The organism is Cupriavidus sp. DB3 (assembly GCF_020418465.1).
GTDB lineage: Bacteria > Pseudomonadota > Gammaproteobacteria > Burkholderiales > Burkholderiaceae > Cupriavidus > Cupriavidus cauae.
Genome location: NZ_JAIZPL010000003.1, coordinates 212,107 through 233,122, shown reverse-complemented (window position 1 = coordinate 233,122; position 21,016 = coordinate 212,107). Strand labels below are relative to the sequence as shown.

Annotated in this window: 22 protein-coding genes and 1 pseudogene; 4 read left to right on the top strand and 19 right to left on the bottom strand. The window is 63.6% G+C overall.

Translation table 11 applies throughout. The features are described from left to right. Positions 1-166 precede the first annotated feature (166 nt). Together clpA and clpS are read right to left on the bottom strand one after the other, a co-directional pair. Entirely contained in the window at positions 167-2,464 is a 2,298-nt protein-coding gene (gene clpA, locus K7G19_RS10705; RefSeq protein ID WP_149316702.1) for an ATP-dependent Clp protease ATP-binding subunit ClpA, read from the bottom strand. Further along, positions 2,461-2,787, bottom strand: coding sequence for an ATP-dependent Clp protease adapter ClpS (clpS, locus tag K7G19_RS10700; protein ID WP_006578051.1), 327 nt, complete (start codon positions 2,785-2,787; stop codon positions 2,461-2,463). Before clpS ends, clpA begins: the two co-directional genes overlap by 4 nt. A 459-nt stretch (positions 2,788-3,246) precedes the next feature. On the opposite strand from clpS, the gene K7G19_RS10695 reads away from it, so the two are divergent. Beyond that, positions 3,247-3,453: a cold-shock protein gene (locus K7G19_RS10695; RefSeq protein ID WP_006578050.1), complete on the top strand. Its 207-nt coding sequence runs from the start codon at positions 3,247-3,249 to the stop codon at positions 3,451-3,453. An 897-nt stretch (positions 3,454-4,350) separates the two neighbouring features. Here K7G19_RS10695 and K7G19_RS10690 read toward each other — a convergent pair. The 13 genes from K7G19_RS10690 to icd all read right to left on the bottom strand — a co-directional run bounded on the left by K7G19_RS10690 (position 4,351) and on the right by icd (position 14,514). Beyond that, complete coding sequence (locus K7G19_RS10690) at positions 4,351-5,274, bottom strand: hypothetical protein (RefSeq protein ID WP_226107214.1); 924 nt, start codon at positions 5,272-5,274, stop codon at positions 4,351-4,353. Between the two features lie 233 nt (positions 5,275-5,507). After that, positions 5,508-6,677 carry a phage major capsid protein gene (locus K7G19_RS10685; RefSeq protein ID WP_226107212.1) on the bottom strand — a complete coding sequence of 390 codons (1,170 nt, stop codon included), beginning with the start codon at positions 6,675-6,677 and terminating at the stop codon, positions 5,508-5,510. 2 nt (positions 6,678-6,679) lie between these two features. Continuing rightward, positions 6,680-7,408, bottom strand: a complete 729-nt coding sequence (locus tag K7G19_RS10680; protein WP_226107209.1) for an HK97 family phage prohead protease — start codon at positions 7,406-7,408, stop codon at positions 6,680-6,682. A gap of 88 nt (positions 7,409-7,496) precedes the next feature. Continuing rightward, positions 7,497-7,751, bottom strand: a complete 255-nt coding sequence (locus K7G19_RS10675) for a hypothetical protein (RefSeq protein WP_226107207.1) — start codon at positions 7,749-7,751, stop codon at positions 7,497-7,499. A gap of 208 nt (positions 7,752-7,959) precedes the next feature. Next, complete coding sequence (locus K7G19_RS10670) at positions 7,960-9,036, bottom strand: AAA family ATPase (RefSeq protein ID WP_226107205.1); 1,077 nt, start codon at positions 9,034-9,036, stop codon at positions 7,960-7,962. Then, on the bottom strand, positions 9,027-9,344 hold the full coding sequence (locus tag K7G19_RS10665; protein WP_226107203.1) for a hypothetical protein: 318 nt from the start codon (positions 9,342-9,344) through the stop codon (positions 9,027-9,029). The genes K7G19_RS10670 and K7G19_RS10665 overlap by 10 nt, the downstream gene beginning before the upstream one ends. Positions 9,345-9,492: 148 nt before the next feature. Beyond that, a complete protein-coding gene (locus K7G19_RS10660; RefSeq protein WP_226107201.1) occupies positions 9,493-9,708 on the bottom strand; it encodes a hypothetical protein in 216 nt (71 codons plus the stop codon). Next, the gene (locus K7G19_RS10655) at positions 9,701-10,108 is read right to left on the bottom strand and encodes a hypothetical protein (protein ID WP_226107199.1); all 408 of its coding nucleotides are present in this window, start codon (positions 10,106-10,108) and stop codon (positions 9,701-9,703) included. Before K7G19_RS10655 ends, K7G19_RS10660 begins: the two co-directional genes overlap by 8 nt. Before the next feature lie 307 nt (positions 10,109-10,415). Continuing rightward, positions 10,416-10,640 (bottom strand): transcriptional coactivator p15/PC4 family protein, encoded by a 225-nt coding sequence (locus tag K7G19_RS10650; RefSeq protein WP_226107197.1) that lies wholly within the window; start codon positions 10,638-10,640, stop codon positions 10,416-10,418. Further along, positions 10,637-10,870 carry an AlpA family transcriptional regulator gene (locus K7G19_RS10645; protein ID WP_226107195.1) on the bottom strand — a complete coding sequence of 78 codons (234 nt, stop codon included), beginning with the start codon at positions 10,868-10,870 and terminating at the stop codon, positions 10,637-10,639. Before K7G19_RS10645 ends, K7G19_RS10650 begins: the two co-directional genes overlap by 4 nt. A 156-nt stretch (positions 10,871-11,026) precedes the next feature. Next, a complete protein-coding gene (locus tag K7G19_RS25070; protein WP_226107193.1) occupies positions 11,027-11,848 on the bottom strand; it encodes a DUF6387 family protein in 822 nt (273 codons plus the stop codon). After that, on the bottom strand, positions 11,826-13,091 hold the full coding sequence (locus tag K7G19_RS10635; protein WP_226107190.1) for an integrase arm-type DNA-binding domain-containing protein: 1,266 nt from the start codon (positions 13,089-13,091) through the stop codon (positions 11,826-11,828). Before K7G19_RS10635 ends, K7G19_RS25070 begins: the two co-directional genes overlap by 23 nt. Positions 13,092-13,263: 172 nt before the next feature. Then, complete coding sequence (gene icd / locus K7G19_RS10630; protein ID WP_226107188.1) at positions 13,264-14,514, bottom strand: NADP-dependent isocitrate dehydrogenase; 1,251 nt, start codon at positions 14,512-14,514, stop codon at positions 13,264-13,266. Between the two features lie 265 nt (positions 14,515-14,779). On the opposite strand from icd, the pseudogene K7G19_RS10625 reads away from it, so the two are divergent. Both K7G19_RS10625 and K7G19_RS10620 read left to right on the top strand, forming a co-directional pair. Continuing rightward, positions 14,780-15,314 (top strand): annotated as a pseudogene (locus K7G19_RS10625) (pseudouridine synthase); the annotation flags it as partial. A 386-nt stretch (positions 15,315-15,700) separates the two neighbouring features. Next, entirely contained in the window at positions 15,701-16,237 is a 537-nt protein-coding gene (locus K7G19_RS10620) for a DUF192 domain-containing protein (RefSeq protein ID WP_226107186.1), read from the top strand. 92 nt (positions 16,238-16,329) lie between these two features. Here the strand turns inward: K7G19_RS10620 and K7G19_RS10615 are convergent, their stop codons facing one another. Continuing rightward, entirely contained in the window at positions 16,330-16,815 is a 486-nt protein-coding gene (locus tag K7G19_RS10615) for a YajQ family cyclic di-GMP-binding protein (RefSeq protein WP_149316699.1), read from the bottom strand. A 167-nt stretch (positions 16,816-16,982) separates the two neighbouring features. Between K7G19_RS10615 and murB the strand changes: the two genes are divergently transcribed. Continuing rightward, positions 16,983-17,993, top strand: a complete 1,011-nt coding sequence (murB, locus tag K7G19_RS10610) for a UDP-N-acetylmuramate dehydrogenase (RefSeq protein ID WP_226107184.1) — start codon at positions 16,983-16,985, stop codon at positions 17,991-17,993. Between the two features lie 171 nt (positions 17,994-18,164). Here murB and K7G19_RS10605 read toward each other — a convergent pair whose 3' ends face one another. From K7G19_RS10605 to K7G19_RS10595, 3 genes are all read right to left on the bottom strand, one after another. Beyond that, positions 18,165-19,205: a patatin-like phospholipase family protein gene (locus K7G19_RS10605; RefSeq protein ID WP_226107182.1), complete on the bottom strand. Its 1,041-nt coding sequence runs from the start codon at positions 19,203-19,205 to the stop codon at positions 18,165-18,167. Between the two features lie 88 nt (positions 19,206-19,293). Then, entirely contained in the window at positions 19,294-19,605 is a 312-nt protein-coding gene (locus tag K7G19_RS10600; protein WP_149316696.1) for a pyrimidine/purine nucleoside phosphorylase, read from the bottom strand. Positions 19,606-19,774: 169 nt separating this feature from the next. Continuing rightward, on the bottom strand, positions 19,775-21,004 hold the full coding sequence (locus K7G19_RS10595) for an argininosuccinate synthase (protein WP_144829900.1): 1,230 nt from the start codon (positions 21,002-21,004) through the stop codon (positions 19,775-19,777). Positions 21,005-21,016: the final 12 nt, after the last annotated feature.

Here is a 21,016-nt window from a genome sequence, read left to right as displayed (position 1 = left end):
TCAGCTTGCCGGCAGGCTCGGCGCCACGTCAGGCGGCGGCCCGCACCGTGCTCGGCCAAATGAATAGGGGCGGCATCGCTGCCGCCCCGTACTATTTTGCCGAAGGATAGCATGGAACGCGGGTGACGGGCCTTGTCCGCCCCGCCACCCGCTTCCTTTCCTGCGATCAGGCCTCCGCGCGTTGCTCGCTTTCCGGCGCCTCCGGCGGCTCGGTATCGATCTCGGCGAACTCCAGCTTGATCTGGTCCTTCTCGTCCAGGTCGACCACGACCTTGCCGCCCGACGCCAGCTGGCCGAACAGCAGTTCGTCGGCCAGGGCCTTGCGGATCATGTCCTGGATCAGCCGTTGCATCGGACGCGCGCCCATCAGCGGATCGAAGCCCTTGCGCGCCAGGAACTTGCGCAGCTTCTCGGTGAAGCTGGCCTCGACCTTCTTCTCGTGCAGCTGCTCTTCCAGCTGCATCAGGAACTTGTCGACCACGCGCAGGATGATTTCCTCGTCCAGCGAGCGGAAGCTGATGATCGCGTCGAGCCGGTTGCGGAACTCGGGCGTGAACATCCGCTTGATGTCCGCCATCTCGTCGCCCTGCTCGCGCGACGACGTGAAGCCGATCGTCGCCCGGTTCATGGTCTCGGCGCCGGCGTTGGTCGTCATGATGATGATCACGTTGCGGAAGTCCGCGCGCCGGCCGTTGTTGTCGGTCAGCGAACCGTGGTCCATCACCTGCAGCAGGATGTTGAAGATATCCGGATGCGCCTTTTCGATCTCGTCCAGCAGCAGCACGCAGTGCGGCTTCTTCGTCACTGCCTCGGTCAGCAGACCGCCCTGGTCGAAGCCCACGTAGCCCGGGGGCGCGCCGATCAGGCGGCTCACCGCATGGCGCTCCATGTATTCGGACATGTCGAAGCGGATCAGCTCGATGCCCATGATGAAGGCCAGCTGCTTCGCCACTTCGGTCTTGCCGACACCGGTCGGGCCGGAGAACAGGAACGAGCCGATCGGCTTGTCGGTCTTGCCCAGGCCCGCGCGCGACATCTTGATCGCGGAGGCCAGCGCCTCGATCGCCGGATCCTGGCCGAACACCACCGACTTCAGATCGCGGTCCAGCGTCTGCAGCTTGCTGCGGTCGTCCTGGTTGACGCTCTGCGGCGGGATGCGGGCGATGCGCGAGACGATGTCCTCGATCTCGCCCTTGCCGATGGTCTTCTTCTGCTTGGACTTCGGCAGGATCCGCTGCGCTGCGCCAGCCTCATCGATCACATCGATCGCCTTGTCGGGCAGATGACGGTCGGTGATGAAGCGCGCCGACAGCTCGGCCGCCGCGGTCAGCGCCGCCGAGGCGTACTTGACGCCGTGGTGCTCCTCGAAGCGCGACTTCAGGCCGCGCAGGATCTGCACGGTCTGGTCGACCGAGGGTTCGACCACGTCGATCTTCTGGAAGCGCCGCGAAAGCGCCGCATCTTTCTCGAAGATGCCGCGATATTCAGTGAACGTCGTGGCGCCGATGCACTTGAGCTGGCCCGACGACAGCGCCGGCTTCAGCAGGTTGCTGGCGTCCAGCGTGCCGCCCGAGGCGGCGCCCGCGCCGATCAGCGTGTGGATCTCGTCGATGAACAGGATCGCGTTGGGGTTGTCCTTCAGCGATTTCAGCACGCCCTTGAGGCGCTGCTCGAAGTCGCCGCGGTACTTGGTGCCGGCCAGCAGCGCGCCCATGTCCAGCGAGTAGACGACCGCCTTCTCGAGGATGTCGGGCACCTCGTTCTTGGTGATCCGCCAGGCCAGGCCTTCGGCGATCGCGGTCTTGCCGACGCCGGCCTCGCCGACCAGCAGCGGATTGTTCTTGCGCCGCCGGCACAGGACCTGCACCACGCGCTCGACTTCGCTCTCGCGGCCGATCAGCGGATCGATCTTGCCGGCCTTGGCCAGCGCGTTCATGTTCTGGGTGTACTGCTCCAGCGGGCTTTCCTTGCCGTCGCCGCCCTCGCCCTCGGCCGCGCCGTCGCCATGCTTGGCGGGCTCGGACTGATCCTTGCGGATGCCGTGGCTGATGAAGTTGACGACGTCCAGGCGCGTCACGCCCTGCTGTTGCAGGTAGTAGACGGCGTGCGAGTCCTTCTCGCCGAAGATGGCCACCAGCACGTTGGCGCCGGTGACTTCCTTCTTGCCGTTGGAGGTCGACTGGACATGCATGATCGCGCGCTGAATCACGCGCTGAAAGCCGAGCGTCGGCTGCGTGTCCACCTCGTCGGTACCAGGCACGACGGGGGTGTTGTCGACGATGAAATTCTTCAGGCTGGTGCGCAGGTCCTCGATATTGGCCGCGCAGGCGCGCAGAACTTCCGCTGCGGTCGGGTTGTCCAGCAACGCCAACAGCAGGTGCTCCACGGTGATGAATTCGTGGCGTGCCTGCCTGGCCTCGACGAAGGCCATATGCAGGCTGACTTCCAGTTCTTGCGCAATCATGCTTCCTCCATCACGCACTGCAGTGGATGCCCTGCCTGCCGCGCGTGCGTTGACACCAGCTCGACCTTCGTCGCGGCGATATCCCTGGTATAGATACCGCAGACTCCCTTGCCTTCCCGATGGACGGTCAGCATGATTTGCGTCGCCGTTTCTCGGTCCCTGCTGAAATACTGTTGCAGGATCATGACGACAAACTCCATCGGAGTGTAGTCGTCGTTCAGCAGGACGACCTTGTACATGGCCGGCGGTTTGAGCGCCTGCTCTTTCCGCTCCAGTACGGTGCCTGCATCGCGTTGTGGGACATTCGCCAGCCGTGTAGCCATGGCTTTATTCTAACCCCTCCGCTCAAGTCTGCAATTTGGGCAAAAGCTGTCGGTTTCAAGGGCCAGCTACCATTTCCGGACCAATCCTCGCCCCTCCAACCGCGCCGCCCGGCGCAGCGGGGAACGGCGTGCCCGAGGGCGTGCCAATGCGCGCTGCGCGAGCCGTCACAGTAGCACGGTTGCCCGCCGTCCCATTCCTGCCACATTGGCATCAGGGTCGGGAATGTGCCGGGTTGACAGTCTGATTGTTTGCCAGAAGAATCGTTCGGACATTCAGGTCCGGTCCCGCGAGCCAAAGCAACAGACCGGACCTCGAGTGCTCCGTGAGCAGGGAGGCCTACGGAGCTGGCAGCGGCGCCTCGACAGAGGCGCTGCAGTGTTTGGTGCAACGGTGCGTTGCGCCGGCGGCTGGCCTGAGCGCCCCCCTGTTTGAAATCTGTTTTTTCGTTGGGGGAGTTTATGGCAAGCGGTACGGTCAAATGGTTCAATGATGCCAAGGGCTTCGGGTTTATCACCCCGGACGACGGTAACGAAGAACTGTTTGCGCACTTTTCGGCTATCCAGATGAATGGCTTCAAAACCCTGAAAGAGGGCCAGCGCGTTTCATTCGAAATCGTGCAAGGTCCGAAGGGCAAGCAAGCCACGAACATCCAGAGCGCCGCCTGAGCGCGACATCGCGACCGCACCGGCCGACAGAGCGCGCGGCGGTCGCTACAGGCTTCGGCGGCAGGCGTCCGGCGGGGGCAATCGGATCATCGATTGCCGAGGCGCAGGTCGTTGAATCCTGGGGAAAGGGCCCGGCAATGCCGGGCCTTTTCCATTCCGGCAGCCCCGCATCGGCCGCCCACATTGGCCGCCGGCATCGGTGACCCATATCGGCCGCCCACATCGACCACCTCCCTGGGCCATAGATCCTGGCCACCCACCTTGGCCGCCGAACTTGGCCACCCGCCTTGGCGACCCACCTTGGCTGCCGACCTTGGCCGCCGGCCTTGGCTGCCCACCTTGGCCGCCGACCTTGGCCGCCCACGTTGGGCGTCCACCTTGGTCGCCTACATCGGCCCGCTTTAAACCCGGCTCAAAAAACAACCCCCGCTACCTGACGGCAACGGGGGTTCGCGCCAACACCGCGCACCGCGCAGCCAGAGGCAACGCGACGCGCGCGAAGCGGGCGATTACATGTTGTCGATCATTCTGCGTCAACCGCCCGCAAAGCCGCACCGCACCTAGGAAGCGGCGAGTCGGCCATCCGAACACCCTCACCAACCCCCTCACTACCTGCGCTTTGCCCTTCCCGTTTTCTGCGTCAGTTGAGAAAAAACGGTTTTTCTCAACCGACGGCGTGAAAAAAAGGCTGGCGCCCGTGCCGACGGTGACAAAGCCCTACGGTTTCGACCCACCCTCCCCCGTGCCTTCCGATTTTCCCTCGATCCATTGCCTGGTACCGGACAAGGGGAGCCGTCAGCCCAAGGGGCATCGCCCCCCAGCAAGGGAAGACGCCGAACCCCACCGACTGCCAGCAGACTCCGCCGGCCGGCGATGAGGCAGGGAGATGGGAGCGGGCTATCCGACCAACTCCCCAAGCTTCTGCAGGATGCTCGGAAGCGCAGGGATGGCGCTGCCCAAGGCCCCGCCAATTGCATTCTCAAGGACGTTGCGCACGCTCGCCACGGATTCACGCAGGATCGAGACCTTGGGTCGAGGCGCAGCCGCTTGCGCTTCGATGGTGGACAAATCGGCCTCAAGCTCCTGCGCGACAAGAGGCGGGAGTGCAAGCCCCTTGACCAGCTCTCGTAGTTCGCGAAGTAGACCGCGGACTGCCTCTGCATCAAACCCGGCAGAGGGCGCATAGTTTTGAGTTGAAGCGTTGGTGCCCTGTTGGATCTGAGATGCGTGCATGGATTGCACAACAGTCTGGTTCTGAATTTGGTAGATCACGGAAGCGCTCTGCGCGTTCTGCTTCTCCTGGGCGGAGAAGGTCATGCCTTCGCCTACGACACCATCCCTCTCCAGCTTTAAGGCCCATTCGAGAACCATATTGCGCACCGTGTCGACAATGCGGACGAGAGCGGTCCGGCTCACCACTAGAGCTGGCTGCATGCCAAACTCCATTCTGTCCATAAGCTGCTTTTGCAGCTTGGGAGAAAACTGCATCTGGTAAGTCGCCTTGTCGTCCGACTTCAGGAGTTCTTCCAACTCTGCGATGGGTTGGCCGCAGTTCCGATGCCGCAAGACCTCAGCGTCCGAAGGTTTCGCAAAGTGGAGCGGTATCCATCCATTGTATGGGTTGAAGACCTTGATCTCCCCGGTGATCCGGCGGTAGGGAGGACAGTCTTCCTGGTAGCCGTTTAGCTCTGCGCTCAGCCATGCCTCCGTATCATCCAGACCAAGTTTCCGGGACACAACCAAGGCCTTGCGCAGCAGCGACGACACCGGCTTGGTTGGATCCAAAGCCTCCTGCTGGAGCTCAATCACTAGACCCGTCATCACCCCTTCCCATCTGTATAACCGAACGAACCGCCGATGTTACATGACGCCCAAAGAGAGGGGTGGGCAACGACGTGGGTCTGTGTCCTTTCGTTCGCCAAATGAGAATGCCCGCCACGCGCTGAGGATTAGCGCTGCGGGCTGTCGGGGTTACTTTGAGCCGCGGGACTCGCCGACTAATCCGCGCCCTGGCACCAGCTATACGCCGTACGCCGTACGCCAAGGAAACAGCATTAAGCGGCAGCGGCAAACGTGCCTTTCACCAACAATTGCGGTCGCGGAGTCGCCAGCGTCAGCCGCTCTTCGGCCAGAATTGCCGCCATGTTTCGAACGAAGAAATCGGCGTGTTCAAGCGAGATCATCACGGTCGCGTTCTGACGGTCATACAACCGGGCGGCTCGCACAAAGTCTCCGACAAGAAAGTCGTCAGCCGCCATCGCGTCGGTGGCAACAACAGGAACCCGCCATGTCACGCTACGGCCGTTGACCGTAACATCGAAAGTCATCAGATAACGGCCTTGTTGATCGGTTTCGAGCTCCAGGCGCTCAAGGCCCTGAGGATTCAAGACAATGCCCGTCGGCGTGCCGCGCGCGAGCTGGACCTGAGTGATAGCACGACGCAGCGTGTCGTTAGCTCGGTCGCCCGTCTGCCCGCGGTTGTAGGCGGTTGCCTGCGTCATCAAACCCTCAAGGTTATTGGCGACGCCGCTACCATACAGAAGTTGCCGATCCTCTTCCTCGCGGACCGCGTCCAGCAACGTGGTGTTGAGGAAGAATTGCAGCTCTTCAACATCGTCCAGCGCCTGGCGCGATACCGGCACCCAGCACGCAATGGTGCTGACCTTCGCGTTCTCCAAAGAGAACGTAACATCCAGCTGCTTTTTGAGGGCGCCGTCTGAGGTGTTCGTATCGGGGTCGTACTGAGGAGCTGCATTGCCGCTTCGTTGGGCCTTCACGTACTCCACCACACCAGCCGCCGTGGGGCGAGTAATCAGCAGGTCCCGCACGCTCATCGGCCGGGTCAGCTCGTAATACATCTCCGGATCACGCGCGGCCACAACCGGGAAAGTTGCCGTAGTGACAGCCTTCTGCTCGATTGGGTGGAAACCCTTAACCGCAAAGCGAATGGACTTAGCAGTGCCATCGCGCAACTGCTCGATCAGGTCCCGCTTCTCCATAAGAGCCTGCCCCGGACCTTCGAAGGCGGAATCGCCACCACCACCGGCATTCTTCAGGCCCTTCACCAGCGCCTGCTCCATCCCGAGCATGCGATCGCTCAACGCGGCCGATTTCTCGTTCAGATCGCTCACGGCGCCTTCCACCTTGGCAACCTTTTCCATGGTGGCCGCCTTCAGGTGCTGAACGGCTGCGACGATTTCCTTCACTTCAAGATCTACGGCCATGCTTAGGCTCCTTTCAACTGTTGTGTGAATTCACGGATGGCAAGGACGGCCTCTCGAAGTTCGGAGCCGCTGTCCGCATCGCGCCATCCGTGGAGCGCGATACCGGATGCTTCCTTTTGACTGAAACCCATGTCACGCAACGCGCGCTCAAGCTCGCGAATGGTCTGCGGCTTCGAGCCGGCACGAGACTTGACCGCCGTGATGAGCGCATCTCGGTTGGCTGGCATAGAGACGATGGAAATCTCTGCCAGGTCGACACTCTTGAGGACACGCACATCGCCCCGGTACTCCTGCCCGCCTGGGGCGACCTGAAAGCCGATAGAGAGACCGGTAACGTCCCCGGCCTTGAGGTGGGCATATGCGTCTCGGCCGCGTGTCGACTCGAGGTTTAGCTTGCCCGTCACGAGGAGCCCGTCTCTCGTCTCTTGAAGGTCGATCCAACGGCCAATGGGCTCGGACGGCTTATGGGACCACAGCATGGCCGGCGCAGTCCCGCGCGCGGCATGTTCGCGCAGAGAAGCAGCGAAGGCGCCAGGAGAAACAATATCGCCGTGGCTGTCAGGCGGGCCGTTGAAGGTCGACGCAAACCCCTCGATCAGTCCCGATTCGGCGACTGCGCGGGTTTCAAAGCGTGCTGCAGGAGAAAATCGTAGGTCTGTCACGGAATGCCTCACGAAAACGGGTACAGGCACCGACTGATCGGTCCCTTTCTCGCCTTCGGTCACACGCATCCCGCGATGATTTGGAAGGTCGCACCCACCATCCCGGTGGGCACAGGCAATAGTTTACGACCGATCGGTACGGTTTACAACTGGTGGTTCAGTGCTTGCAGGGATCGCGGAACTCAAATGACTGCAGGACCTGCATGCCGCCCGCGGCATCCGTCAAGGTGATATTCACCTCCGGTGCGCCAGTGGTTGTCATTTGCAAACCCAGCCTCAGCCCCTTATCAAGGAAGCCCATCAGCTGGGCCAGTCGGTCAGGCGGCAATTGCTCTGCCCACAACGTCAGGAACTCCGTAATGCCCGTCCTTCCTTGCATGAAAGCCTTGCGCATCTCTTGCGTGAATTCCATTCCAGTCCTCTCTCTTGGACAAAATTTGCCTAAGGCGCTCAAAAAACCCTAAGTTGCTCAGAGAAAACACTGAGCAAGTTAGGCAAGAACTGAGCACCTTAGGGGGGTCGCCACCTCCACTTTCCCCCTCTGTTTTGCTCGTCATACTTTCCAAACCACCCCCATACTTTCCATACTTACGCGCGTAGAAGTATGGAAAGTATGAAAACTATGGGCCCGCCAGAGCCCACCTCCAGCGCCCCTTGAACTCGGGGTCTTTCCGCATCTCGACACCGAGTTTCTTCGCTGTCCGGCGCACCGTAGACATGCTGAAGCCAGCGCCGCGGGCATCCCTTTCGATGTCGCCGACGTACACCGGACCGTCGGCAAGAAGATCCATCAGGAAGCGTTCCAGATCGCGCGCCTCGTCATCGTCCTCCTGGTATTCCATGTCCCCCAGGATTTCGCGAGCGGTGCCATTGATGGGGCTGCCCCACAACACCCGCGACGCCGTGATGCCCGCCTCGATCTCCGTGACGTCGATGCTGTAGGTCACCCCGCCGCCGTCCGGCGCGATGTTCGACTTCGCCCGCGTTACCGCCCGCTCGGTGGAACCTTCCCGCTTCCCGGCGACCAGCACCATCCGGGCAAGGGCGCCGAATGCCTGGGAGCCGGTGACGCGATGCAATGGACTAGCGCCGGCGCTACCCTTCGTGAAGTGCGTGATCCCCAGAATGGCGCAGCCTTCCGCGCTACCCAAGTCGACAAGGGCTTGCAGGCTCCGGCGCACGTCATTGGCCTTGTCCATGTTCCCGGTTACGGCACTCACGATCGGATCCACGATCAGGAGCGACGCGCCTCCGATTTCCCTCATCCGTTCGGCCAGCAGCACCATGTCCTCGGCTGGATCAAACGGGCGAGAATCCCCCGCCTCCACGGTGGCAGCGATGAAGTAGCACCGGGCCATGTCGGCGCCGGCCGCCATCAGCCGAGGCGCCAGCGTGTCAGCCACGTTGTCCTCCCCGGACCAGATGAGGACGTTGCCAGCCTGCCGGCATGGCGTTCCGTCTGGCCACCGGCCAGCGGCGGTCACGGTCGCGGCGAGACCAAGGGTCAGCGTCGTCTTCCCGGTGCCGGCGTCCCCGGCGAGAATGGTCAGCTTCCCAGCCGGGAGCCAGTCTTGCCACAGCCAGGTAATCGGCTCAGGCCGGACATCCGACCCGCGGATCAGGTGAACGCCCGTGGTGCTCTTCACCCTATACGCCGCATCGGTCTGGCCGTCCGCTACTGCCAGGTTCAATGCCATGTAACCCCCTTCTTCAATGCCATCAGAGCCGGCTTGTCATTCATTGCCATCAGCAGCAGCCGGCGAGGCTCCGCGGCAAGGATTCGTGAGCACAGATCCCGGAGGCGTCCGAACCGCTCCCCCTCGGAAAACACCACCTCGACATCTAGAGCTGCGAGAGCCGCCAGACTGTCCTCCTCTGATGGCCAGTAGTCGGATGGGACGTCGATAACGGGCAGGCTCGGAGCGAGCTGCACGCCGAGGGACAGCACTAGATACCTGTCCTTGGGCATCAAACCCTGCTGGCGGGCGCTGTCCAGCTCCTGCAACCATGAAGGCACACGCATGGTCAGGCCCCCAGCAGTCGCCAGAAGGCAGCGGCGGCGCGCCGCAGAATGGCGCGACGACGGTTGTAGTAGCGGCTGGCTACATACCCACCCAGACCACTTCGACGGACGTGAGGAATGAGCGCCATGGTCAGTCCTCCAGGATCGCGGTAAGCACCTTGGACAGCGCCTGGGCAGTCAGTCGGCGCGACGAAGCAGGAATGCCGCAGAGCGAGTAGGCGAACCCGTCGGGGCCGACGCGGATCAAGATGCTGTCCTTCGGCTGGCCAGCGTGGTCCGCCGCCACCGCGGCTGCCCGGTCCTCCCGACGCCGGCGCGCCTCCGCAATGCTGTGAAGTTCAGCCATGACGCACCTCCGCCTGGCAGAGACGCAGCACGGGAGCCGACGGGCGGACGGCCTCCGCCTGTGGCGCTCGCACGCCAAACTTCTCCTCGATGTGTCGCAAGACGTCCGACAGTGCCTCAGCGGTGTACGTCAGGTCATCTTTGTACTTGCCATGCAGATACACCTCCCGCGTCAGGTCTTCGTTCCGCACGATCTGAATGGCGTGATAGTCCGGCGTCGACGCGTCGGTCTGGTGGCTGGCCGTGAACTGGGCGAATCTACGCTCACGCAGAATCGTCGGGATGCGCGGGATGGCGCGCGGCAGACGACCGCGGCGCACCGGCTGCTGGACGGGCTCTTGGAGAAACTTCTGGGATGTGTAGACGGTCGCCTCGAGCGGGCGAGCGGGGGCATTAGGCATTGCGGCCTCCATCGTGAGTTTGGAGGCTCGCCGTCCGCTGCTAAACGGGTGGGCGAGCACGAGGTGGGTTAGCAGACCAGCACGATGGCACTGGCGAGCCCGAAGGCTCCCCACCAAGGCCCGCCCAATGAAATGGGCACGCGAAGGCAATACGGACGAAAAAAATGCCGCGTTGGGCGGCTGTCCGCCATCGTGATTCGGGCTGCTAAACCCGCCAGTCGTTGTTTCGACTGAGCCTGCAGGATAGCACAGCCACAGCGGTTTACAAGAGGCTGTGCGAACCGCTGTGAAACGGCGTGGGCCCATGTCAGCGCCCTCCGTTCGGGTCCACCGCCTGGGTCGCGAGCATCAGGCCCTGAATGATCTGCGGCACCTGCGTCGGGCGAAGCATGACGCCCTTGCTCGATCGCTTGTATTCGTCCCGATCGAGAAACCAAACCCGGAGATCAATGTAGGTCTTGCCCTTGTACTCGCAGATCTCCACGCGCAGCCGCTCGCTGCTGTTGCGTTCGATGTCGAGGAGAGCGGTCATGCCGCCTCCGGCACGCGATAGCCGATCGGATCCTCGAGGTACTTCCTCACGTCCTCGACTCGCCAAGCGGTGATGCGGGCGGAGAGCTTCACCGGCTTGGGGAACGTTCCAGCGGCAACCTTCCGCCAAAGAGTCGGCCCCGAGAATGGAAGGATGGTGGGAATGAGCTGCGACTGTCGCACAAACCCTGTCTGCGGCAGATCGCGTACTGCTACGGTTTTTCCTGACATGCCAAGACACCTCATTGAGTGGAGAGTGTCGGCATTCTTTTGCTTTCGCTCCATCAGAGCGAGGGAGCAAACACGAGGAGAATTAATCCGGGCCGTTGGAGCGAGATTTCGCCCCCCGGCAGTGGGTTTTACGCTGGAACCGCCCGGAACAGTTTTTCAGGATTTTCCTTCCACCCCGTCCGGTTGGCGCTCAATGGCGGCGATGAATTGTGAGTCCAACAGCTGCATGGCAAGCGGTCGAACCGTCTTCCGGACCTTCTCAGTGGCGTCCACGTCCTCATCCCAAAAGAGCAGCTCGCCAGCAAGAGAATGCGTCAAGGGCCGGCCTGTTGCCTGGCTCAGCAGCAATAGGTCGATATAGGGCAGCACACGGTTCTTCACCCAGCTTTCGAAGTCCTTGTTGTCAGTTCTTCGCTTGGCGGCCATAGAGCCGGCCGCCCTGCGCTTCTGTGCCAGCCAGTCCTTGAAATCCGCCAGAATTTCCGAGTCACTGGCGTTCAGATCTACATTCACCTGCGTGCCAGCATGGAATATTTCATTCTCTCTGACATAGTCATCGAAGCTCTGCCCGATCACGCTCCGGTACTTCTGCCAGGGCAAGTTAGGAACAGACAGATCGTCACCTTCTCGCTCCTTCTCATAGGCAATACACTGCTCGAGCACCGGTAGGCCATCAAGGGCATAGCGCATGTTGTACACCTGGTCGATCGTCAAATCGGACACCGTGGGTCCGCGCCGCGGAAGCGACAACAGCGCATTGTCGGTTTTCCGCAAGGGCGCGCGCAGAAGCTCCACCACCATCCCTGCAACGTCCAGCGCTTCTCTCATCGGCGGCTCTGCAAGGACGAACATCAGCTTCCGTAGATTGAGCTGCTCCGCCCATTCCCGCGCGGTAAGTCCCCTCGCGGCCTCATAAGGCTCCACGCTGAACCACTTGAGATCCGCCCTTGTCAGCTTATGCCGGTAGTCTTGCGTCACCTTCCACCTCCCGTTGTTGATTCCGACTGGCGGCCGCTTGCCGATCGATCTCGTCCGCCAGGTATTGCAGCGCGCGCCGGCGCTCCGGCTCGAGCTCGTGATGGTGATAGCTGGCGGCGGTCTTGTTCCGCTCGGTGTGTGCCAGAAGCAGTTCCACCACGTCCCGGCCAAACCCATGCTCCCGGAGGAGCGTTGCCGCGGTGCCACGCGTGCCGTGGGGCGAGAAGTCCGGCACGCCGAAGTCCAGGCGCTTGAACAGGTGATTCAAGGTTGCGTCCGCCAGCGGCATCGTGCGGATCTGTGGCGAGGGGAAAACGTACCCTTCCCCGCCTGTTATCGCCTTCTGGACCTTCAGCACTTCGATGGCCTGGCGAGACAGGTAGACGCGGTGCGGCCGGCGCGCCTTCATGCGCTCGGCCGGCACCTCCCACACCGCCCGCTCAAGGTCGATTTCAGTCCAGGTCGCGCGCAACACCTCGTTCTTCCGACACATCGAGTACATCAGCATGCGGGCGGCGGCCACCGTGGACGGATGCGCGTTTTGTCGACCAAGCGCGCGCCAGAAGGCGCCGAGCTCGGCCTCATTGAGATGACGATGGTGCTCGCGCGCCGGCACCGCTATGACACCCCGCAGCGGCGCGGCAGGGTTGGATTCAACCAGCAGCTTCTGGATGGCATAGTTGAATACCTGTTGGATGATGACCCTCACCCCCTCCGCTGTGACGGGCGTCGCCCGTCGCGCCTCGATGATCTTGAGGACGTGTGCCGGCCGAACGTCAGGCAACTGCATTCCGCCGATCTCCGGCCAGACAAAGCGCTCCAGGCGGGACCGTACCTGGGCCCGGTACCCGTCGCTCTTGGTGGCCAGCTTCTCATCCAGCCAGACCAAGGAAAACGCCCTGAATGATCCCGCCTCGTTCTCCTTGGCCTCCTGCTCCTTTCTGGCCTCGAGCTCGGCGCGCCGGTGATCGGCCGGATTGATGCCTCGCTCGACCATCGCCCGGTATTCCGCGTGCAGGTCGCGCGCATCGGCCACACCCAGTTCGGGATAGCGGCCGACCTTCACTTCCCGCCGCTTGCCGTTCAGCACGTATTGATAACGCCAGGTCTTGGTCCCGCCTGGCTCGATCTGGACGAACAGGCCGCCGCCGTCGGTCAGCTTGTAGGGCCGATCCTTCGGCTTCGCATTGTTCAGGCGGGTCGGCGTCAGCGTGTAATTGAAGTGCCGCACTCGTCTCGTCATGACCCCTCATTAGTGAGGATTTTTCCCGTTTTAGTGAGGGAACCCCCTCACGAACCCCCTCAGTTAGTGAGGGACTTCCTGATTCTACGCGAAACGAGGTGAAACAAAAAAAGCCCCGGAAGCCTTGTGGCACCGGGGCTCGTGGGTCGTAGTGAAACGCCCTGATACTGCCTTACATATTGTCGATCATCACCTGACCGAAGCCCGAGCACGAGACCTGGGTCGCGCCTTCGAGCAGACGGGCGAAGTCGTACGTGACCTTCTTCGACAGGATCGACTTCTCCATCGACGAGATGATCAGGTCCGCCGCCTCGGTCCAGCCCATATGGCGCAGCATCATTTCGGCCGACAGGATTTCCGAACCCGGATTCACGTAGTCCTTGCCGGCGTACTTCGGCGCGGTACCGTGGGTCGCTTCGAACATCGCCACCGAATCCGACAGGTTGGCGCCCGGCGCGATGCCGATGCCGCCGACCTGCGCGGCCAGCGCGTCGGAGATGTAGTCGCCGTTCAGGTTCAGCGTGGCGATCACCGAGTACTCGGCGGGACGCAGCAGGATCTGCTGCAGGAACGCGTCAGCGATCGCGTCCTTGACGATGATGTCCTTGCCGGTCTTCGGATTCTTGAACTTGCACCACGGGCCGCCATCGATCAGCTCGGCACCGAATTCCTTCTGCGCCAGCTCGTAGCCCCAATCGCGGAAGCCGCCTTCGGTGAACTTCATGATGTTGCCCTTGTGGACCAGGGTCACCGAGGGCTTGTCGTTGTCGATCGCGTACTGGATGGCCTTGCGGACCAGGCGCTGGGTGCCCTGCTTCGACACGGGCTTGACGCCGATACCCGAGGTTTCCGGGAAGCGGATCTTCTTGACGCCCATTTCGTTCTGCAGGAAGGCGATGACCTTCTTGGCCTGCTCGCTATCGGCTTCCCACTCGATACCGGCGTAGATGTCTTCCGAGTTCTCACGGAAGATCACCATGTCGGTCTTCTCGGGCTCGCGCACCGGCGAGGGGACGCCCTTGAAATAGCGCACCGGGCGCAGGCAGACATACAGGTCCAGCTGCTGGCGCAGCGCGACGTTCAGCGAGCGGATACCGCCGCCGACCGGCGTGGTCAGCGGGCCCTTGATCGAGACCACGTATTCACGCAGCACGTCCAGGGTTTCGTCGGGCAGCCACACATCCGGGCCATAGACCTTGGTCGACTTCTCGCCGGCGTAGATCTCCATCCAGGAGATCTTGCGCTTGCCGGCGTAGGCCTTGGCCACGGCCGCGTCCACCACCTTGATCATCACCGGGGTGATATCGAAGCCGGTACCGTCGCCTTCGATATAAGGGATGATCGGGTTGTCCGGAACATTCAGCGAGAGATCCTGGTTGACCGTGATCTTCTCACCGGCCGGGACCTTGATGTGTTGGTACATGACGTCTCCAGTACGGAACGGGGGTTTTCGAACGGCCGGCGGGTTCGTGACCAGACGGCGAAATGCGGGCCTAGCGGGAGGCATTGTAACGGCCCTCGCGACACCGGCATTGCTGCATCGCGAGACTGCGTCCTATCTGGGTCTTATATAAGACACAAGACCGGTTTCGTATTATGCAGCAATTTTTCATCATCCGCCATCCCGGACAGCCGCTTGCGTCATGCCCGCTGCGGCATACTGGCGCCTTTCCCGCACCGGTTTCCCCATGACATTGATCGCCCTGAACAAGCCGTTCGGCACCATGAGCCAGTTCTCGCCCCATCCGAGCCGGCAGACGCTCGCCGACTGGATCGCGATGCCGGACGTCTATCCCGCCGGCCGGCTCGACGCCGACAGCGAGGGGCTGCTGCTGCTGACCGATGACGGCGTGCTGCAGGCGCGCATCGCCGACCCGCGCCAGAAGCTGGCCAAGACCTATCTGGCGCAGGTCGAAGGCGTGCCGGACGAGGCCGCGCTGGCCCGGCTGCGCGCCGGCCTCGACCTTGGCGACTTCCAAACCCTGCCGGCGCAGGCCACGTTGATCGACGAGCCGGATTTCCTGTGGCCGCGCACGCCGCCGATCCGCTTTCGCGCCGCGATCCCGACGCAGTGGCTGGAGATCGTGATCCACGAGGGCAAGAACCGGCAGGTGCGCCGCATGACCGCGGCGGTCGGCTACCCGACGCTGCGGCTGGTCCGGGTCGGCATCGGCGCGCTGGACCTGCGCCAGCTGGGTCTCGACCCGGGGCAATGGCAGGAGGTCGCGCCGCAGAGCCTGGGCATGAGCGGGCCTGCCCGTGGCGCCACGCCCGTCCGGCCTCGGTCGAATCCCGGCGGCACCAGCCCGGGCCGCACGAACCCGGGCCGCACGAACCCGGGTCGCACGAGCCCGGGTCGCACGAACGCCGGCCGCACCAATCCGGACCGCACCGACACGGGCCCTGACAACGCCGACCCTGCCAAGGCCCGCCGTACCGACGCGGGTCGTACCAACACCGGCCGCACCAACGCCGGCCGTACCGACTCGGACCGGACTGCCGGTCCCAACCGCCGCCGGCGGCCGGCCTAGCCGCGCTGCGCTATGCTTGCGGCTGCGTTCCGCTGTGTTTGCGCCGCACTCGCGCTGCGTTTTCCTGACTCCGCCGACATGACCTTCGCCATTCCCGCCATGCCTGTCCGCCGTCCGTCGTCCGCCGCCCCGCTCGATTGCACTCCGCTGTCTTCGTCCCGCCTTCGCCTGGCGCGCCGGCTCGCTGCGCTGGCCTGCGGCGCAGCGCTGCTGACCCCGCTCGCGCACGCGCAAAGCCAAACGCAGCAGCGGCTGCCGGTGGTGTCGCTGAGCGCGGGCATGTACGTGATCCGCGCCGAGGTCGCCGCCGATCAGCAATCCCGCCAGCAAGGGCTGATGTACCGCAAGTCGATGCCCGCCAACGCCGGCATGCTGTTCGTGTTCGAGCAGAAGGCTGGTCACTGCTTCTGGATGAAGAACACCGAGCTGCCGCTGTCGATCGCCTTCCTGGCCGACGACGGCACCATCGTCAACATCGAGGACATGCGGCCGCACAGCGAGGACAACCACTGCCCGAAGGCGGCGATCCGCTATGCGCTGGAGATGAACCAGGGCTGGTTCGCGCAGAAGGGCATCAAGGCCGGCGCGAAGATCGGCGGCCTGCCCCCACAATAAGACGGCCCCGTAAAGAGCAGGCCGGAAGGAAGACGCGGCCTTCGGACAGGCCGCGTCGGCATCCCAGGGCCCATCAGGCCCCGATCCGGACTTCAGTCCCGGAAGTTGTTGAAGTCCAGCGGTGCCTCGGACACGTCCTTGCGCAGCATCGCAATCACGTTTTGCAGATCGTCGCGCTTCGCGCCCGACACGCGCACCGCATCGCCCTGGATACTGGCCTGCACCTTGATCTTGCTGTCCTTGATCATGCGCACGATTTTCTTGGCCAGATCGCCGGTGACGCCCTTCTTGATCGTGATGACCTGCTTGACCTTGTCGCCGCTGATCTTCTCGGTCTTGCCATAGTCGAGGAAGCGCACGTCGACATTGCGCTTGGCCATCTTGCTGAGCAACACGTCCTTGACCTGGCCGAGCTTGAAGTCGTCATCGGCAAACGCGGTCAGTTCGCCTTCCTTCTGCTCGACACGGGAATCGGAACCCTTGAAGTCGAAGCGCGTCGAGATTTCCTTGTTGGCCTGCTCGACCGCATTCTTGACCTCGACCATATTCGCTTCGCACACCACGTCAAACGACGGCATCGCCTACTCCTTCTGTATTTCCGGTACCTCGGACCTCGGTACCCTGTTCGATCCCTGAACCTGGCCGGCCCTCGCCGGCGGTTCCGTATAATCCAGCCAACCCTGCAGTCCAGGCCGTTCCGCTCCATCCCCCTGTTCGGGCATCCTCGTCCGGCAACTTTTTCCGCATGGCAGATTTCCACGAATTTTATCCGCTGCGCCAGCACAACACATTGGGTTTCGACGTACGCGCGCGCTTCGCGATGGCGGTGCGCAGCGAAAGCGACCTCGTCGAGGCGCTCGCCGACCCCCGCGCCGCGCAGCGGCCGGTGGTCGTGCTGGGCGGCGGCAGCAACGTGGTGCTGACCGGCGATCTCGATGCGGTCGTGCTGCTGATGCAGATTCCGGGCTACACCGTCGCCAGCGACGACGACGCCTGGCTGGTGACGGTGGGTGCCGGCGAGAACTGGCACGCAACCGTCAATCGGACCATCGCCGACGGCATGCCGGGGCTCGAGAACCTGGCGCTGATTCCCGGCAGCGTGGGCGCCGCGCCGATCCAGAACATCGGCGCCTATGGCGTCGAGCTGCGCGAGCGCTTTGACAGCCTGCGCGCCTGGGACCGGCAAACCCGCGGCTTTGTCACGCTGAGTCTGAGCGATTGCGCCTTCGGTTATCGGGACAGCCTGTTCAAGCAAGCCGGCCGGGATCGCTACGTGATCACCGCGGTCACGCTGCGCCTGCCGCGCCGCTGGCAGCCGGCGCTCGGCTATGCCGAACTCGCCCGCGAGCTGCACGATCATCCGGCGCCCGATGCGGCCGCGATCCGCGACGCGGTCATCGCGATCCGCCAGCGCAAGCTGCCCGACCCCGCGGTGCTGGGCAATGCCGGCAGCTTCTTCAAGAACCCGGTGGTCAGCGCCGCCCAGCGCGACGCGCTGGTGGCCGCGCATCCGGACCTGGTCAGCCATCTGCAGCCGGACGGCAGCTACAAGCTTGCCGCGGGCTGGCTGATCGATCGCTGCGGATTCAAGGGCCTGCGCGAAGGCCCGGTCGGCGTGCACGAGCGGCAGGCGCTGGTGCTCGTGCACCATGGCGGCGGCGACGGCCGTGCGCTGCTGGCGCTGGCGGGGCGCATCGCCGATACGGTGCGGGAGCGCTTTGGCGTCGGGATCGAGCCCGAGCCGGTGGTGCTGTAGTCCGGACGGTAGTTCCGGCGGTAGCTTCGGCGGTACTGCGAGCGCCCTTTCCCCCCTCCCCCGGCCCGCGGGAGAGGGGAGCATGCCCACAGCGGCTCGATGGTTCCCCGCCGATGTTGGCCGCCGATGTTGGCCGCCGAGGTTGCCCGCCGGTGCTTGCGCGCTGACCGGTTACAACGGCAGATCCTGCAGGAACTCCTTGCGGATATCGACGGTGCCGCGCTTGCCGACGGCCTCGTAATGCTGCTCGAGCCAGGCCTGCGCGGCGGTGCGTCCGCGCTCGCGCAGCATCAGCAGGAAATTCCAGTCGGTCACCAGCTTGGTCGACGACGACAGGTCCGCCAGCGCCTCGTCGGCGCGGATCGAATGCAGCAGGATGTATTTGAGCTTGTCGCGGTATTCGGGCTTGAGCCACTCCTCGTCGAGCAGCTTCTGCACAAAGGCGATCGCGCGCATCTCGCGCAGCAGCGACGCGTTGAAGGTGATCTCGTTGAGCCGCTCCATCACTTCCTGCGGCTGCGTGGGCACGTCGGGGCGCGAGATCGGATTGATATGGACGACCAGGATGTCGCGCGTCGCGGTCTGGTAGAAGAACGGGAACAGCACCGGATTGCCCATGTAGCCGCCGTCCCAGTAGTACCGCTCGCCGATCTCGATGGCCGGATACAGGTACGGCAAACAGGCCGAGGCCAGCACCGCGTCGACGGTGAGATCGGCGGTCTGGAACACCCGCACGTTGCCGCTGTTGACGTCCGTGGCGGCGACGAACAGCTTCGTTTCCGGGCAGGCTCGCACGCGCTCGAAGTCGACCTGATCCTCGAGCAGCGAGCGCAAGGGGTTGAACGTGCTGCCCTGCGCGGTCGCGCTCCACCAGCCGGACCACATCCGCATCCAGTCCTGCAGCGGCCAGCTGTTGCCGGGCTGGCCCGACAGCCAGTCGACCGTCTGCTGGCCCAGCGTCGAGAACGGCGAGCCGGCGCGCGACACGCCGAACCAGAAGTCGTGCAGCTTCTCTCGCGCGCGCTCAGGCCCGCCTTCGAGCAGGCCGTCGATCATCACCACCGCGTTCATGGAGCCGGCGCTGGTGCCGCTGATGCCGTCGAAACGCAGGCGGCCATCCTCCAGCAGCGCGTCGAGCACGCCCCAACCGAAGGCGCCGTGCGCGCCGCCGCCCTGCAGGGCGAGATTGATCGGCTTGTGTCGATTGGCCATGCGGAACTCCGTGAAGCGGGGCGATCAAGGGGGACGATCAGGAGAGACGGCCGCGCCATGCGCGCGGCCGCGGACGCGCGGCGAGCGATCAGCCGAAGTGGCAGACGTAGTCGAGCGTCTGCTGCACCTCGATATCGAAGCTGCTGTCGCCCGGGACGTTGAACTGCTGGCCCGCGCCGTAGGTTTGCCATTCGTCGGAGCCCGCCAGCCGCACGCGGCAGACGCCGGCGTTGATCTCCATGATTTCCGGCGCGCCGGTCTTGAAGGTCAGCGAGGCGGGGAAGATCACGCCCAGCGTCTTGCGGGTGCCGTCCGGAAACAGCACGGTGTGGCTGACACATTTGCCGTCGAAATACAGATTGGCTTGCTTGACGACGGAAACATTGTCGAACTGGCTCATGGTGACTCTCCTGATGAACGATGGATGTTGGGGGGCGGACCCACATGGACCTACGTGGGCCTGAAAGGACCTGCGCGGACATATGCCAACCTGCGCGGACATGAAAAGAGGGGCCGCCTGGGCCCCTCTCCTTCCTTACCGATGCGCGTGGCAGCCGCTCGCTGACGGCTTACTTGCCGCGCTGGCGGCGCGCATTCTCGGCGATGCGCATGCGCAGCGCGTTCAGCTTGATGAAGCCGCCGGCGTCGGCCTGGTTGTAGGCGCCGAAGTCGTCGTCGAAGGTGGCGATGGTCTTGTCGAACAGCGTGTCCTTCGAATCGCGGGCCAGCACGATGACGTTGCCCTTGTACAGCTTGACGCGCACCCAGCCGTTGACGTTCTGCTGCGTATGGTCGATCAGCACCTGCAGCGCGCGGCGCTCCGGGCTCCACCAGTAGCCGTTGTAGATCAGGCTGGCGTAGCGCGGCATCAGGTCGTCCTTCAGGTGGGCGACTTCGCGGTCCAGCGTGATCGATTCGATCGCGCGGTGGGCGCGCAGCAGGATCGTGCCCCCCGGCGTTTCATAGCAGCCGCGGCTCTTCATGCCGACGTAGCGGTTCTCGACCAGGTCCAGACGGCCGATGCCATGCTTGCCGCCCAGGCGGTTCAGCTCGGTCAGCACTTCGGCCGGCGACATGCGCTTGCCGTTCAGCGCGACGATGTCGCCCTGCTCGAATTCGATGTCGAGGAACTCGGGCGCGTCCGGCGCCTGCTCCGGCGACACCGTCCAGCGCCACATGTCTTCCTCGGCCTCGGCCTTCGGGTCTTCCAGATGGCGGCCTTCGAACGAGATGTGCAGCAGGTTGGCGTCCATCGAGTACGGCGCGCCGCCCTTCTTGTGCTTCATGTCGATTTCGATGCCGGCCTTCTCGGCGTAGGCCAGCAGCTTCTCGCGCGACAGCAGATCCCACTCGCGCCACGGGGCGATGACCTTGACACCCGGCTCCAGGCCGTAATAGCCGAGCTCGAAGCGGACCTGGTCGTTGCCCTTGCCGGTGGCGCCGTGCGACACGGCGTCGGCGCCGGTGCTGCGCAGGATCTCGATCTGGCGCTTGGCGATCAGCGGACGGGCGATCGACGTGCCCAGCAGGTATTCGCCTTCGTAGACCGCATTGGCGCGGAACATCGGGAAGACGAAGTCGCGCACGAATTCTTCGCGCAGGTCGTCGATAAAGATGTTTTCGGGCTTGATGCCGAACTTGAGCGCCTTCTGGCGAGCCGGCTCCAGTTCCTCACCCTGGCCGATGTCGGCCGTGAAGGTGACCACCTCGCATTGGTAGGTGTCTTGCAGCCACTTCAGGATCACCGAAGTGTCCAGCCCGCCGGAGTAGGCGAGCACGACTTTCTTGATATCGCTCATGTTCGACTCGAT

Coding starts and splice junctions, on each gene's coding strand:
- clpA (WP_149316702.1), bottom strand. CDS start 2,464: ATGATTGCGCAAGAACTGGAAGTCAGCCTGCATATGGCCTTCGTCGAG.
- clpS (WP_006578051.1), bottom strand. CDS start 2,787: ATGGCTACACGGCTGGCGAATGTCCCACAACGCGATGCAGGCACCGTA.
- K7G19_RS10695 (WP_006578050.1), top strand. CDS start 3,247: ATGGCAAGCGGTACGGTCAAATGGTTCAATGATGCCAAGGGCTTCGGG.
- K7G19_RS10690 (WP_226107214.1), bottom strand. CDS start 5,274: ATGACGGGTCTAGTGATTGAGCTCCAGCAGGAGGCTTTGGATCCAACC.
- K7G19_RS10685 (WP_226107212.1), bottom strand. CDS start 6,677: ATGGCCGTAGATCTTGAAGTGAAGGAAATCGTCGCAGCCGTTCAGCAC.
- K7G19_RS10680 (WP_226107209.1), bottom strand. CDS start 7,408: ATGCGTGTGACCGAAGGCGAGAAAGGGACCGATCAGTCGGTGCCTGTA.
- K7G19_RS10675 (WP_226107207.1), bottom strand. CDS start 7,751: ATGGAATTCACGCAAGAGATGCGCAAGGCTTTCATGCAAGGAAGGACG.
- K7G19_RS10670 (WP_226107205.1), bottom strand. CDS start 9,036: ATGGCATTGAACCTGGCAGTAGCGGACGGCCAGACCGATGCGGCGTAT.
- K7G19_RS10660 (WP_226107201.1), bottom strand. CDS start 9,708: ATGGCTGAACTTCACAGCATTGCGGAGGCGCGCCGGCGTCGGGAGGAC.
- K7G19_RS10655 (WP_226107199.1), bottom strand. CDS start 10,108: ATGCCTAATGCCCCCGCTCGCCCGCTCGAGGCGACCGTCTACACATCC.
- K7G19_RS10650 (WP_226107197.1), bottom strand. CDS start 10,640: ATGACCGCTCTCCTCGACATCGAACGCAACAGCAGCGAGCGGCTGCGC.
- K7G19_RS10645 (WP_226107195.1), bottom strand. CDS start 10,870: ATGTCAGGAAAAACCGTAGCAGTACGCGATCTGCCGCAGACAGGGTTT.
- K7G19_RS10635 (WP_226107190.1), bottom strand. CDS start 13,091: ATGACGAGACGAGTGCGGCACTTCAATTACACGCTGACGCCGACCCGC.
- icd (WP_226107188.1), bottom strand. CDS start 14,514: ATGTACCAACACATCAAGGTCCCGGCCGGTGAGAAGATCACGGTCAAC.
- K7G19_RS10620 (WP_226107186.1), top strand. CDS start 15,701: ATGACCTTCGCCATTCCCGCCATGCCTGTCCGCCGTCCGTCGTCCGCC.
- K7G19_RS10615 (WP_149316699.1), bottom strand. CDS start 16,815: ATGCCGTCGTTTGACGTGGTGTGCGAAGCGAATATGGTCGAGGTCAAG.
- murB (WP_226107184.1), top strand. CDS start 16,983: ATGGCAGATTTCCACGAATTTTATCCGCTGCGCCAGCACAACACATTG.
- K7G19_RS10605 (WP_226107182.1), bottom strand. CDS start 19,205: ATGGCCAATCGACACAAGCCGATCAATCTCGCCCTGCAGGGCGGCGGC.
- K7G19_RS10600 (WP_149316696.1), bottom strand. CDS start 19,605: ATGAGCCAGTTCGACAATGTTTCCGTCGTCAAGCAAGCCAATCTGTAT.
- K7G19_RS10595 (WP_144829900.1), bottom strand. CDS start 21,004: ATGAGCGATATCAAGAAAGTCGTGCTCGCCTACTCCGGCGGGCTGGAC.